The sequence below is a fragment of the Lacimicrobium alkaliphilum genome (assembly GCF_002591895.1).
Classification (GTDB): domain Bacteria; phylum Pseudomonadota; class Gammaproteobacteria; order Enterobacterales; family Alteromonadaceae; genus Lacimicrobium; species Lacimicrobium alkaliphilum.
Genome location: NZ_NISX01000005.1, coordinates 47154 through 60693, shown reverse-complemented (window position 1 = coordinate 60693; position 13540 = coordinate 47154). Strand labels below are relative to the sequence as shown.

Below are 13540 nucleotides of genomic sequence, written 5' to 3'. Positions count from 1 at the left end.
GATGTCGCTAAGCGAGTGGCTTAACTAAACAGCTGTTCTATGTTGAGTGTTCCACAGGCGCTTTCCAACAGCGCCTGTTGGCGTTCCGCTTCGCTTAGGATTCCGGCGAGTGGTGTATTCCTTCTGAGCTTTCGCATCCGTGGGCTGTCTTCGAGCAGGGTGCGATACATCACTTCAGGTTGGTGATGTAATTGCTCCAGAGCACAGTACCATGTCAGATAGGCCCCGTGGCGAAGGCGTCCGGTTTCTCTGCGCTGTTCAAGAGTCTCCAGCACCTGGATAACTAATTCCGGCTGTTTGCAAAGTTTATCCAGCATGGCTTTATGCAACACCAGGATCTGTTTATCAATATTCTTGTCTTTAATTCCACTTTTACGGATGTGATAGGAGCGTTGCTGACTTTTTTTCATTGGCTTAGCTCAAGAATCTATGACGAATCTATTTCATCAGTGGGCGAAGCATTCCTTCCAGCCCATTGACTTTGACTTCATGAATCAACGCCAGTTGTTGGCCCAGTTTGCCGTCTGGAAAACCCTGCTGCGCAAACCAGACAAGATAAGGTTCCGGCAACTCCAGCAGTTTTCTGCCAGCATACTTACCAAAGGGCATGGTTTGATTGATGGCATCTACAAGATGTTTGTTATCCATTACTGGCCAGACCCGTCATGTTCACGCTGATGCTGCTGAGCATACCAGAGTCGGGCGTAGTACCCCTGTTTTTGCAATAATTGGGCGTGATTTCCCTGTTCAACCAGTTTTCCTTCACTCATTACCAGAATGTTGTCTGCATCCACTACGGTTGAGAGCCTGTGGGCGATCACTAAACTGGTATGGCCGCTGGAAACTTCCCTGAATGCTTTAAGTATGGCTTGTTCTGATTGACTATCGAGCGATGAAGTCGCTTCGTCAAACAGCAGAATAGGGGGCTTTTTAAGGATCACCCGGGCAATGGCGATCCGTTGTTTCTCTCCGCCTGAGAGTTTCAGGCCCCGTTCACCGACCAGGGTATGATGCCCTTTTGGCAGAGTACGAATAAAGGTATCGAGGTGAGCCATGCGTATGGCATCCAGCACATCCTGTTCGCTGGCATCGGGACGGGCGTAGCGGACATTTTCATAAATACTCTCATTAAACAGTACGGTGTCCTGTGGCACGATGCCGATGGCCTGCCGCAGGGATTGTTGGGTAACGGCGGCAATATCCTGACCATCAATCAAAATCTTACCCTCGATGGTGTCGTAAAAGCGAAACAGCAGTTTGATCAGAGTGGACTTACCGGCACCGGACTCACCCACAATGGCGACTTTCTGGCCCGGGCTGACAGTAAAATCAACCTGTCTGAGAATAGGGCGGTCGGGCTGATAGCTGAAATTGACGTGCTGAAAACGTATTTCACCACCTTTTACCTTAAGTTGCTGAGCGCCGGGGGCATCGTCAATGGCCGGTTGTTTATCCAGTAGCTTAAACAGGTTTTCGATATTGGCCAGCGCGCCTCGAATTTCACGATAAACAAAGCCGAGGAAATTCAGCGGCATAAATATCTGCATGGTAAAAGCATTGATCAGGACAAAATCACCGATGGTCATTTCCCCAACTACCACTCCATTGGCTGCCATTAACATCATAGCAGTCATGGCACTGGCTATGACTAAGGCCTGGCCACCATTGAGTACGAATAGTGACAGCCGGTTTTTACGGCGGGCGGTTTCCCATCCGGCAAGATCTTGATCATAACGGTGGGCTTCATAGTCCTCATTATTAAAGTACTTTACCGTTTCGTAGTTCAGCAGGCTGTCTATGGCTCTGGAGTTGGTTGAGGAATCGGCCTGATTTACTTCGCGCACATATTGAGTGCGCCAGTGAGTGGCCTTGACGGAGAAACCCACATAGCAGACTACTGAAGCCAGGATAATCACAGCAAAACCCGCACCGTAATTATAAAACAGCAGGCCTACCACCATGGCAATTTCTAGCAGAGTGGGTACGATATTAAACACCATAAAGCGCATCAGAAAGCCGATGCCGGTGGTGCCCCGCTCAATATCCCTTGATAGTCCGCCGGTCTGGCGGTTCAGGTGAAAGTCGAGATCCAGACGGTGCAGGTGTTCGAAGACCTTTAATCCGAGACGACGCATGGCCCGCTCGGTAACCCGGCCAAACAAAGTGTCCCGAAGTTCACCGAAGAGCACATTAAAAAGTCGTAACAGGCCATAGGCGAGTATCAGAAACAGCGGAATGGCGAGCAGCGCCTGTGTTGTGTTTTCAAGGTTAAGATCATCGACAACGTGCTTCAGAATAAAAGGCATGCCGACGCTGGCCAGCTTAGCACCAACCAGACACAGCAGGGCGAGAACAATTCTGCCTTTAAATTCACGCAGGTAAGGCAATAGTTGCCAGATTACAGCCCACGGGACAGGCTGGTCCGGATCTACAGGAAATTTATTACGACGCATTGGAAAAATTGACGCAGAGTGGCATTAAACCACTTCTTCTAAAAAGGACTTAACACGAATATAACGTTGTTCCTGCTCTTCATTGAGCTGACCATTCTCAACAGTGCCAATACAACGTTTGACGAGCATATTGGCATGTTCTGATATGCCTTGTTCTTTCGCTTTCATGACTATGGCCTGCAGCAGGTTCAGGGCAATGGAGGCATTTTTGGGCATCAGTGTGTAGGCCTGTCGGAAACTGCGCATGGCGCTGTCCAGTTCACCTTTTTGATAGTAATCTACTGCGCTGTTATTGAGCTCCTTCGGCGTTTGTTTTATCGAGGCTTTCTCTTTCTTCTCTTGCCTGATATAGCGCATAAAGAGATCGCCTTGCTCTGGGTCTCTTTTACAGCGCACTTCTATCTCGTCTAAAACCTGAAGGCTGCGCTCATGTAATCCCAGAGCATGGAATACCTTGGCTTTATCGAGTAAGTCTTCGAAGTCATCTGTGTCCAGCGAATCTTCAGTCAGTTGTTCTACTAATACCCTGGCTCTTTCTTTTTCATCCTGCAGGTACAGGAGCCTCGCATTTATTACCTTCATTTGTTCCTGAAGCTCTGCCTTGGGAAATGCAATCTGGAACTGGCGAATATAGTCATTAGCCTGCTTTAGCAAATCGGCAGTATCCTTATCATCAGCAGTCATGGCGTAATCGATACCGGCTCGGGCCACATTGATATAATTCTGTGGTTTGTCATGAATAGAGTGTTTGGCATACTTTACGATGCGCTTAGCCGCTTCGAACTGGCTTTCATAATCATGAGTCAGGCGGGATAAGGCTATTGCTGCATTATGGCGGCGCAAATTACGGGGAGATATCTCTGAAGCCATCAATACGGTTTCCAGAGCAGACTCAAAGTCTTCCTGTTTGACATTGAGCCCGTAGAGCAGGTCATATGCCATCAACTGAGAATCTGGTTTAAATGCCAGTTGCAGAATGAGTTTCTCGGCTTCTTCATCTTCATCCAGCTTAATCAACGCATTAACGAGGCCTAGCTGTGCCCAGGCAAAAGGTTGCACATTAATAATGGCGCGATAAAAATCTTTTGCCTGTTCAGTCATATCACATGCCAGTAATAGCTCGCCTTTGGTTTTAAGCGCCAGCGGGAAGAACTCAGCATTGCCCGGAACAGTGAGAAAGTTTTCAACTTCATCGAGTGCCTTGTTCAGTTCGTCTTTTTCCATCAACTGATAGACTGTGCGAAGGGCCCGTTTGCGTTTAAGGACTTTTGACAGACGCTTGTCCAAATCTCTGACACTGAAAGGCTTGGCAAGAAAATCGTCGGGTTGCAACTCGATAATGCTATGCACCAGTTCGGAGTTGGTGTCAGCACTAATAAATACAAAAGCTGTGCTCAGGGGCAGAGCGTTGGTACTTTTCAACTGATCATAGAGATAGTAACCGTCCTGATCTTTTTTAAGATTATATGAGCACACAATCAGATCAAAGTGCTCTTCTTCAACATACTTAAGGGCACTGGCTGCTTTATCAACATAGATCACATTACGCATGCCGAGTTCTTCCAGCGCATATTTCATATATCCTTGCGCCAGAACCTGATCATCAACGATCAGTACCTTACATGATGAAGCCAGTTTTACGTCCATAACCCGTCTAAAAATCACAATGCTGTAAGTAGTTTATCGTAGATTGCAGTGAGGAAATAAGGAAAAAGACGAAAATGTTAACTATCAGCTATCAGCTATCAGCTATCAGTTTGTCAGTCTGAGGACTGGTAGCTGAAAACTGATGACTGAAAGAGGTGGTGGATGGTACTGGGCTCGAACCAGTGATGCCCGTGTTGTAAAGAGAACGGGTGGTGCCCCCACCGGGCTGCATAGAATTCAGCTTGTAGCCCGTCAAGGAGCGAAGCGGATTGCGGGTAGTCTGTGGTTCTGCCGGGTTTATTCCCGTATTCCGCTGGGCTCCATACGGGCTACTCTTCTGAGCTAATTGTGCGGGCAGAGACGTATTTCAGAATTTGTAATTATTTTAGCAGTGGAAAAAATGGTGGATGGTACTGGGCTTGAACCAGTGATGCCCGTGTTGTAACGAGAACGGGTGGTGCCTGCACCGGCCTGGATAAGTTTTAGAATACTGTGGAGATTGGTGGATGGTACTGGGCTCGAACCAGTGATGCCCGTGTTGTAACGAGAACGGGTGGTGCCTGCACCGGCCTGGATAAGTTTTAGAATACTGTGGAGATTGGTGGATGGTACTGGGCTCGAACCGATGATGCCCGTGTTGTAACGAGAACGGGTGGTGCCTGCACCGGCCTGGATAAGCTTTAAAATACTGAGGAGATTGGTGGATGGTACTGGGCTCGAACCAGTGATGCCCGTGTTGTAACGAGAACGGGTGGTGCCTGCACCGGCCTGGATAAGTTTTAGAATACTGTGGAGATTGGTGGATGGTACTGGGCTCGAACCGATGATGCCCGTGTTGTAACGAGAACGGGTGGTGCCTGCACCGGCCTGGATAAGCTTTAAAATACTGAGAAGATTGGTGGATGGTACTGGGCTCGAACCAGTGATGCCCGTGTTGTAACGAGAATGGGTGGTGCCTGCACCGGCCTGGATAAGTTTTAGAATACTGTTGAGATTGGTGGATGGTACTGGGCTCGAACCAGTGACCCCCGCCTTGTAAGGGCGGTGCTCTCCCAGCTGAGCTAACCATCCAGGGAGATGTTGTATAACTTGTAATTTACGAGTGTTAAATCGTGGTGGATGGTACTGGGCTCGAACCAGTGACCCCCGCCTTGTAAGGGCGGTGCTCTCCCAGCTGAGCTAACCATCCAGGGAGTTATCACATCATGTGCAGTTAACGAGTGCTGAATCGTGGTGGATGGTACTGGGCTCGAACCAGTGACCCCCGCCTTGTAAGGGCGGTGCTCTCCCAGCTGAGCTAACCATCCAGGGAGTTATCACATCATGTGCAGTTAACGAGTGCTGAATCGTGGTGGATGGTACTGGGCTCGAACCAGTGACCCCCGCCTTGTAAGGGCGGTGCTCTCCCAGCTGAGCTAACCATCCAGGGAGTTATCACATCATGTGCAGTTAACGAGTGCTGAATCGTGGTGGATGGTACTGGGCTCGAACCAGTGACCCCCGCCTTGTAAGGGCGGTGCTCTCCCAGCTGAGCTAACCATCCAGGGAGTTATCACATCATGTGCAGTTAACGAGTGCTGAATCGTGGTGGATGGTACTGGGCTCGAACCAGTGACCCCCGCCTTGTAAGGGCGGTGCTCTCCCAGCTGAGCTAACCATCCCTCGTTGACTGTACCTTGCGAGAAATTAACCCCGGCAAGTGGAGGCGTATTATAGGGAGGCAGTTAAAACTGTCAACTCTAATTTTAGAATTATCAGGTAAGTGAACAAAAAGCCGCCAGCGAGACGAAAAAGCATACTGTAGTTGTTCTGTATTGCGTACGACAAGGCTGGTAAAATGCGCCAGCATTAGACAATACAGTTTGCAGGAACATAAAAATGACAGTGGTTACCCGTTTCGCCCCAAGTCCCACCGGTTATCTTCACGTAGGAGGAGCGCGCACTGCACTCTACTCCTGGCTTTATGCAAAAAGTCAGGGCGGAAAATTCGTACTGAGAATTGAAGATACCGATATTGAACGTTCCACTCAGGCTGCGATAGACGCCATTCTTGAGGGTATGGAATGGTTAGGACTCAACTGGGATGAGGGTCCTCACTACCAAACTAAGCGCTTTGATCGCTATAAAGAAATCATTCAGCAATTGCTGAATGAAGGTAAGGCATATAAATGCTATTGCTCAAAAGAGCGGCTTGAAAAGCTACGTGAAATGCAAATGGAGCAGGGACTGAAGCCCAAGTACGACGGTAAATGCCGGGACGGTGAAGAACAACCGGGTGATTATGTTATTCGTTTTAAAAATCCGCAGCAGGGCAGTGTGGTCATTGAAGATCATATTCGTGGTCGGATTGAAATCAGCAATAACGAACTCGATGATCTGATTATTCAGCGTACTGATGGCACTCCCACTTATAATTTCTGTGTTGTGGTGGATGACTGGGATATGGGAATATCTCACGTGGTGCGAGGGGAAGACCATATCAATAATACCCCCAGACAGATCAACATTCTCAAGGCTTTAGGTGCCCCGGTGCCTGAATATGCTCATGTCTCCATGATTCTGGGAGATGATGGCAAGAAGCTTTCCAAGCGCCATGGTGCAGTCGGGGTTATGCAGTATCGCGAGGATGGATTTTTGCCTCAGGCACTGTTGAATTACCTGGTCAGACTTGGATGGTCTCATGGTGATCAGGAAATTTTCAGTATTGATGAAATGATCGAACACTTCAGTCTGGATGATATTGGCCAGTCGGCTTCAGCCTTTAATACAGAAAAACTGATTTGGCTGAATCAGCACTATATTAAGTCCTTGCCAGTTGAAGAGGTGGCTGCCCATGCACAGTGGCATTTTAAACAACAGGGAATAGATACAAGCAATGGTCCGGCACTGGAAAACGTTATAGAAATCCAGGCAGACCGGGTGAAAACCTTAAAAGAGCTGGCAGAGGTCAGTACCTATTTTTATCAGGACTTCGATGACTTTGATGAAAAAGCTGCCAAAAAGCATTTACGACCGGTCGCCAGAGAAGCGCTTGAAACGGTAAAAAGCAAGTTGCTCAAGGTGCAAAACTGGGAGCCCCAAAGCTTGCATCAGGCCATTAATGATACGGCTGAAGAGTTAGGGGTTGGTATGGGAAAAGTTGGAATGCCGCTCAGGGTTGCAGTTACGGGATCAGGAAATTCGCCTTCTTTAGATATCACGTTGAATTTATTGACTATTAAACAGGTTGAGCAGCGTTTAGACAAAGCGCTCAAATATATAGCAAACAGAGAGAATTGTTAAAAAAAGCGTTGACATAAAAAGGGGGGGTATCTAGAATGCGCCCCGCTGTCACACAACGGCAATGCCGGGGCTATAGCTCAGCTGGGAGAGCGCTTGCATGGCATGCAAGAGGTCGGCGGTTCGATCCCGCCTAGCTCCACCAAGATTAGGTGTTTTGCTAAAGCAAAATGCAAAAGTCCTTGTCCCCTTCGTCTAGAGGCCTAGGACACCGCCCTTTCACGGCGGTAACAGAGTTCGACTAAAACGCCGGGAGCGTTTTAGAACAGCCGAAGGCTGGCCCGCAGGGCGCAGGACAGGAAGTCCGGAGTAATCCCCAGGGGATTCAGAATGCCGGCTGGTAAATAACGATTTAGAAAGTCCTTGTCCCCTTCGTCTAGAGGCCTAGGACACCGCCCTTTCACGGCGGTAACAGGGGTTCGAATCCCCTAGGGGACGCCATATATAAGAACTGTAAGTGTACACAAAATTGATTGTGTCACTAAGGGGTGAGAACCCCTGTGGTTCGACTAAATTGTAGGGAACAATTTAGAACAGCCGAAGGCTGGCCCGCAGGGCGCAGGACAGGAAGTCCGGAGTAATCCCCAGGGGATTCAGAATGCCGGCTGGTAAATAACGATTTAGAAAGTCCTTGTCCCCTTCGTCTAGAGGCCTAGGACACCGCCCTTTCACGGCGGTAACAGGGGTTCGAATCCCCTAGGGGACGCCATATCTGAGAACTGAAAGTGCACGCAAAATTGATTGTGTCACTTAGGGGTGAGAACCCCTGCGGTTCGACTAAAACGCCGGGAGCGTTTTAGAACAGCCGAAGGCTGGCCCGAAGGGCGCAGGGCAGGGACAGCCCGGAGTAATCCCCTAGGGGACGCCATATTGAATGCAGAATGATAAATGCAGAATTAAGATGCTTAGTTTGACGTTTATCGTTCTGAATATGACATTTTGTCGGGGCTATAGCTCAGCTGGGAGAGCGCTTGCATGGCATGCAAGAGGTCGGCGGTTCGATCCCGCCTAGCTCCACCAAGATTCAATGTTTTGCCAAAGTAACAGTTTAAAAAGTCCTTGTCCCCTTCGTCTAGAGGCCTAGGACACCGCCCTTTCACGGCGGTAACAGGGGTTCGACTAATTTGCCGGGAGCAAATTAGAACAGCCGCAGGCTGGCCCGAAGGGCGGAGGACAGGATGTCCGGAGTAATCCCCAGGGGATTCAGAACGCCGATTGGTAAGTAATAGTTTAAAAAGTCCTTGTCCCCTTCGTCTAGAGGCCTAGGACACCGCCCTTTCACGGCGGTAACAGGGGTTCGAATCCCCTAGGGGACGCCATATCTGAGAACTGAAAGTGCACGCAAAATTGATTGTGTCACTTAGGGGTGAGAACCCCTGCGGTTCGACTAAAACGCCGGGAGCGTTTTAGAACAGCCGAAGGCTGGCCCGAAGGGCGTAGGGCAGGGACAGCCCGGAGTAATCCCCTAGGGGACGCCACATACATAAAGCCTGTTCAGCAATGAACAGGCTTTTTTTTGCACACCAGACATGGTTCAGAGCATCCTGACGGGTATACAGCTTAAAAATTGCCTTTTCCGCCGCTTATCTCTTCGCTGTTTTTGATTTATTTCCATTTCTTTCAGAAAGTTACCTAAACTGTATTGATGGCCCCAGATTCATTCCGGGGAATTGCAATACTGTTGTTGCGCAACTCACTCCTGAGAAGGTATAGGGAGGTACAGATGATGACAAATAAGCAAGGCCTGACAGTGCCTCATTTTCCGGTGCTCAGTAGTAACATGTCTCTTTCAGCTGTTAAACAGAGTGAGGAGAAGTTTTATGAGTTAATCGAGAGTCTACCTATGGTTGCTGTACAGGGGTACAACAAAAAGCGTCAGGTAATTTACTGGAATGAAGCGAGCAGACGCTTGTATGGCTATACCCGGGAGGAAGCGCAGGGTCGGTTACTGGAAGAATTGATTATCCCTGATTTTATGCGCAAGGATGTTATTAAAGCCCATCAAAACTGGCTGGATAAAAATATCAGTATTCCCGCAGAAGAAATTGAACTTAAGCATAAAGACGGCCACCTGGTGCCTGTATATTCAAGTCATGTGATGATCAAGCAGGATACCGGTGACTGCGAAATGTTCTGTATTGATATCAGTCTGGAGGAGCAGAAAAAGGCGCGGAAAGAGCTGCGTAACATGGCCAATTTTGATGATTTGACCCATCTTCCCAACAGAAGATTAATGGAGGTTGAGTTATCAGCGCGGTTAGCCGAGGCTGAACGGTTGAAACGGGATGTGGCGGTGGTGTTTATCGATCTGGATAATTTTAAACTGATCAATGACACCCTGGGCCATCATTATGGTGACAAGCTATTGCTGGAGGTTGCAGAGGCGCTGAAAACAGAAATTCGTGACTGTGATCTTCTGAGCCGGTTTGGTGGTGATGAGTTTGTTTTGCTGTTGCTTGATTTTGATGGTGCAGAGGGAATTCATGAGTTGTTGCAGCGACTTATCAATGCACTGGATCAGGGATTTATGCTCGACGGTGACTGTTACCAGGTCACGGCAAGTTTTGGTGTGAGCTTGTTCCCGGATGACGGCGTAACGATGGCGGAGTTGATGGGTAATGCTGATGCAGCGATGTATCAGGCTAAAGAGAAAGGCAAAAACAGTATTTGCTTCTATACCTCGGATATTAATGACCGACTGGTTCACTATCAGGATATGACGGCGATACTCAGACGCGCTATTGCTGCCGATCATCTGCAACTGTATTTTCAGCCACAAATTGATTTGAAATCCGGAGGGATACAATCCTGTGAAGCGTTATTGCGATGTTTCACTGATGAGGGGAAGCCGGTGTTACCAGCAATCTTTATCCCGGTGGCTGAAAAGTCAGGGCTGATAAATCGTATCGGAGATTGGGTGTTAGAAGCGGCTTGTAAGCAACTCAAAGCCTGGCAGGGGACGGCACTGGAGCAGACCAGAATCGATATTAATTTATCCGGCCGACAACTGACAAACCTGCATCTGGCAGATCATATACTGCAAACGCTGAAAAAATATGGCCTGGAGCCGGGTCAGTTGGGGCTGGAACTGACAGAAAATGAAGTGATAGGTGGGGATAACGAGCAAATAGGTCAGTTAGAGAGATTGAAACAAGCAGGGGTGCATATTTCCATTGATGATTTTGGTACGGGGTACTCGTCTCTGGTTTATTTACGGAAGTTACCGGTTTGCAGTCTCAAAATTGATCGTAGTTTTCTTCATCACGCGATGGAAAATGAAAGTGATATGGCGATTATGCAGGCGATTATCACAGTTGGGCATCGTCTGGGGTTAAGCGTAGTGGTTGAGGGGGTAGAGACGCAAGAGCAGGACAGCCTGGTTAAAAGCCTGGGCTGCGATCTGGCCCAGGGTTTTCTGTACGCCAGGCCCATGCCGGCAAACCAAATGCCGGCATTCCTTGCTCAGTAAGCTGCATAAAAAGTGTTTCTTACCTGCCGTGTTCAGGGAACGGTGACAATTTTACAGCCGTTGGTCGCGCCTTCGGTTTCCATTTCATCTCCGTAGGTCATAATAAACTGGTCTCCCGATTGCACCAGATCCCTTTTTCGTAAACAGTCAATCACGCTTTGCTTGAGCTTGCCCGGTGAGCATTGCGTGGAATCAAAATAGACAGGTTTAACCCCACGATATAATGCCATGACATTGAGCGAGCCCTGATGGCGGGATAAGCCATATATAGGCAATGAGCTGGTGATCCTCGACATCAGCCTGGCAGTGCCACCACTTTCCGTCAATGCCACGATGGCCTTTATGGTAGACAGGTGATTTGCAGCATAGACCGCAGAAAGGGCAGTGGTTTCACTGATGGAGGTAAAATGCTCATCCATGCGATGTTTGGATATCTGCACACTTGGATGAGTCTCGGCGCCTTCACAAACCCGTGCCATGGCCTGAACAGTCTCTACCGGGAACTGCCCCGCTGCGGTCTCGGCAGACAGCATCACCGCATCTGTGCCATCGAGTACCGCGTTGGCGACATCCATTACTTCCGCCCGGGTTGGCATCGGGCTTGATATCATGGATTCCATCATCTGCGTGGCGGTGATCACCACCTTATTCAACTGGCGGGAGCGGGAAATCAGTTTTTTCTGTACCCCAACCAGTTCCGCATCACCAATTTCAACACCGAGATCGCCACGGGCTACCATTACCGCATCGCTGGCAATAATCACATCATCAATGGCTTCGTCACTGGCAACCGCTTCTGCACGCTCAACCTTGGCACAGATCTTAGCGTTGCAGCCTGCTTCTTCAGCAAGTTTGCGGGCATAACGCAGATCATCACCGTTACGTGGGAAAGATACTGCCAGATAGTCTACTGACATAGCTGCGGCTGTCTTAATGTCCTGCTTGTCTTTCTCTGTCAGTGCTTCTGCCGAGAGTCCGCCACCAAGACGATTGATACCCTTATTATTGGATAACTTACCGCCTACGGTCACTCTGGTATTCACTTTGTTACCCTGAACATCTGTGACTTTAAGTTGAATACGGCCATCGTCGAGTAACAGTATATCATCGGCACTAACATCACCCGGAAGTGCCTTATAATCGATACCGACACAATGGGCATCACCGCTGTCATTATCCATATCGGCATCGAGGCTGAAACTATCGCCTATGCTCAGCTCTACGGCACCCTGTTTAAAACGGGCAACCCGTATTTTCGGCCCCTGAAGGTCGCCCAGAATGGCCACATATTTCCCCAGCTTTTGCGCTACAGCTCTGACTTTTTTGGCTCGTTCTATATGATCCTGAGCACTGCCGTGGGAAAAGTTCATTCTGACCACATTGGCACCTGCTGCAATCACTGCCTCAATGGACTGCTCAGTGTCTGTCGCGGGACCCAGTGTGGCAACGATTTTAGTTCTTCTTAACATGCGGAATGTCTCTCTTGTCACAGTTCAGAAAATATCAGCTTCCGATAAGACTACAGGAAGGATAGCGCGATTTGTAATTTTATTACAAAATTTTAGCGAAAAAGGTTGGAAATGTGAAATATTTTGACGATTTAATTCACTGGCATCAAACCCTGTCCGGCTTTAGCTGCCAGTAGTGCGGTATTACTGCTTTCTGTCGTAACGGGACTCGCGCAGCGTGTCTTTGACGCGCTTAAGGTTCTCCCTGAACTTGGTACCCCGACGCAGGGTGAAGCCTGTGGCCAGTACATCAATAAGTGTCAGTTGTGCGATACGCGACGCCATTGGCATATACATGTCGGTATCTTCCGGCACATCCAGTGAGATCACCAGTGAACACTCTTTTGCCAGCGGGCTGTCTTTTGAGGTAATACCGATGACTGTGGCATCATTGCCGCGCGCAATCTGGGCGATTTCCACCAGACTTTTGGTGCGGCCAGTATGCGAAATCAGCACCACCACATCTTCTTCGCAGCTGTTCATGCAACTCATGCGTTGCATCAGAATGTCATCAAAGTAGATCACCGGCACATTGAAACGGAAGAATTTGTTCAGTGCATCATGGGCCACAGAAGCCGAGGCACCCAGACCAAAAAAAGAAATCTTCTGCGCCTGAGTGAGCAGATCCACCACCCGGTTGATCACATTGATATCCAGTGACTGGCGTGCCACTTCTAATGAGGCCATGGTGGACTCGAAAATCTTCTTGGTATATTCCTGTGGCCCGTCTGACTCCTCAACATGCCGGTTTACATAAGGCGTGCCGTTAGCCAGGCTTTGTGCAAGATGCAGTTTAAAATCCGGGAAACCTTTAGTATCCAGACGACGGCAGAACCGGTTAACCGTGGGCTCGCTGACATTAGACTGTTTCGCCAGGGTGGCAATACTTGAATGGATGGCTGTCTGGGGATCGGCCAGGATGACTTCGGCTACTTTGCGTTCAGATTTACTGAAAACGGCCTGACTCTGGGTAATTTTTTCTAAAATGTTCATAGTAATGACAGCTTCTACTTATAATGTGTAAAACAGTATCTGTAATTTTTTAACAGATTTGCGGGGGATTTGCCCGCAGAATCGGCAAATTATTTTCTCTGCTGAGAAAAAACCGGCCTCAATCTTGTAATTTTATTACATTTAATGTTAACTATTAGCAAGTTTACCAAGTCAGCCGAGCGTTATTTAGT

General features: G+C 48.6%; 8 protein-coding genes and 11 tRNA genes. 7 read left to right on the top strand and 12 right to left on the bottom strand.

Annotated elements, in window-relative coordinates; all coding sequences use genetic code 11:
- Positions 1–20: 20 nt before the first annotated feature.
- The 10 genes from CDA54_RS06270 to CDA54_RS06225 all read right to left on the bottom strand — a co-directional run bounded on the left by CDA54_RS06270 (position 21) and on the right by CDA54_RS06225 (position 5761).
- The gene (locus CDA54_RS06270; RefSeq protein WP_099034142.1) at positions 21–410 is read right to left on the bottom strand and encodes a hypothetical protein; all 390 of its coding nucleotides are present in this window, start codon (positions 408–410) and stop codon (positions 21–23) included.
- A gap of 28 nt (positions 411–438) precedes the next feature.
- Positions 439–648 carry a DUF3820 family protein gene (locus CDA54_RS06265; protein WP_099034141.1) on the bottom strand — a complete coding sequence of 70 codons (210 nt, stop codon included), beginning with the start codon at positions 646–648 and terminating at the stop codon, positions 439–441.
- A complete protein-coding gene (locus tag CDA54_RS06260; RefSeq protein ID WP_099034140.1) occupies positions 648–2453 on the bottom strand; it encodes an ABCB family ABC transporter ATP-binding protein/permease in 1806 nt (601 codons plus the stop codon). The genes CDA54_RS06265 and CDA54_RS06260 overlap by 1 nt, the downstream gene beginning before the upstream one ends.
- 24 nt (positions 2454–2477) lie before the next feature.
- Complete coding sequence (locus CDA54_RS06255) at positions 2478–4100, bottom strand: response regulator (protein ID WP_099034139.1); 1623 nt, start codon at positions 4098–4100, stop codon at positions 2478–2480.
- A 995-nt stretch (positions 4101–5095) separates the two neighbouring features.
- Positions 5096–5171: transfer RNA gene (locus CDA54_RS06250), tRNA-Val, on the bottom strand.
- Positions 5172–5213: 42 nt separating this feature from the next.
- Positions 5214–5289 (bottom strand) — tRNA-Val (locus tag CDA54_RS06245).
- 42 nt (positions 5290–5331) lie between these two features.
- Positions 5332–5407 (bottom strand) — tRNA-Val (locus CDA54_RS06240).
- A 42-nt stretch (positions 5408–5449) separates the two neighbouring features.
- Positions 5450–5525 (bottom strand) — tRNA-Val (locus CDA54_RS06235).
- A 42-nt stretch (positions 5526–5567) separates the two neighbouring features.
- Positions 5568–5643 (bottom strand) — tRNA-Val (locus tag CDA54_RS06230).
- A gap of 42 nt (positions 5644–5685) precedes the next feature.
- A tRNA-Val gene (locus tag CDA54_RS06225) sits at positions 5686–5761 on the bottom strand.
- Between the two features lie 217 nt (positions 5762–5978).
- Between CDA54_RS06225 and gltX the strand changes: the two genes are divergently transcribed.
- The 7 genes from gltX to CDA54_RS06190 all read left to right on the top strand — a co-directional run bounded on the left by gltX (position 5979) and on the right by CDA54_RS06190 (position 10848).
- Complete coding sequence (gltX, locus tag CDA54_RS06220) at positions 5979–7382, top strand: glutamate--tRNA ligase (RefSeq protein WP_099034138.1); 1404 nt, start codon at positions 5979–5981, stop codon at positions 7380–7382.
- 66 nt (positions 7383–7448) lie between these two features.
- A tRNA-Ala gene (locus tag CDA54_RS06215) sits at positions 7449–7524 on the top strand.
- A 220-nt stretch (positions 7525–7744) separates the two neighbouring features.
- A tRNA-Glu gene (locus CDA54_RS06210) sits at positions 7745–7820 on the top strand.
- Positions 7821–8012: 192 nt separating this feature from the next.
- Positions 8013–8088: transfer RNA gene (locus tag CDA54_RS06205), tRNA-Glu, on the top strand.
- A 235-nt stretch (positions 8089–8323) separates the two neighbouring features.
- Positions 8324–8399: transfer RNA gene (locus CDA54_RS06200), tRNA-Ala, on the top strand.
- Positions 8400–8622: 223 nt separating this feature from the next.
- Positions 8623–8698: transfer RNA gene (locus CDA54_RS06195), tRNA-Glu, on the top strand.
- 404 nt (positions 8699–9102) lie between these two features.
- Entirely contained in the window at positions 9103–10848 is a 1746-nt protein-coding gene (locus CDA54_RS06190; RefSeq protein WP_244903103.1) for a putative bifunctional diguanylate cyclase/phosphodiesterase, read from the top strand.
- A gap of 32 nt (positions 10849–10880) precedes the next feature.
- Here CDA54_RS06190 and pyk read toward each other — a convergent pair whose 3' ends face one another.
- A complete protein-coding gene (gene pyk, locus CDA54_RS06185) occupies positions 10881–12317 on the bottom strand; it encodes a pyruvate kinase (protein ID WP_099034137.1) in 1437 nt (478 codons plus the stop codon).
- Positions 12318–12500: 183 nt separating this feature from the next.
- On the bottom strand, positions 12501–13349 hold the full coding sequence (locus CDA54_RS06180; RefSeq protein WP_099034136.1) for a MurR/RpiR family transcriptional regulator: 849 nt from the start codon (positions 13347–13349) through the stop codon (positions 12501–12503).
- Between the last annotated feature and the right edge of the window lie 191 nt (positions 13350–13540).

Coding starts and splice junctions, on each gene's coding strand:
- CDA54_RS06270 (WP_099034142.1), bottom strand. CDS start 410: ATGAAAAAAAGTCAGCAACGCTCCTATCACATCCGTAAAAGTGGAATT.
- CDA54_RS06265 (WP_099034141.1), bottom strand. CDS start 648: ATGGATAACAAACATCTTGTAGATGCCATCAATCAAACCATGCCCTTT.
- CDA54_RS06260 (WP_099034140.1), bottom strand. CDS start 2,453: ATGCGTCGTAATAAATTTCCTGTAGATCCGGACCAGCCTGTCCCGTGG.
- CDA54_RS06255 (WP_099034139.1), bottom strand. CDS start 4,100: ATGGACGTAAAACTGGCTTCATCATGTAAGGTACTGATCGTTGATGAT.
- gltX (WP_099034138.1), top strand. CDS start 5,979: ATGACAGTGGTTACCCGTTTCGCCCCAAGTCCCACCGGTTATCTTCAC.
- CDA54_RS06190 (WP_244903103.1), top strand. CDS start 9,103: ATGATGACAAATAAGCAAGGCCTGACAGTGCCTCATTTTCCGGTGCTC.
- pyk (WP_099034137.1), bottom strand. CDS start 12,317: ATGTTAAGAAGAACTAAAATCGTTGCCACACTGGGTCCCGCGACAGAC.
- CDA54_RS06180 (WP_099034136.1), bottom strand. CDS start 13,349: ATGAACATTTTAGAAAAAATTACCCAGAGTCAGGCCGTTTTCAGTAAA.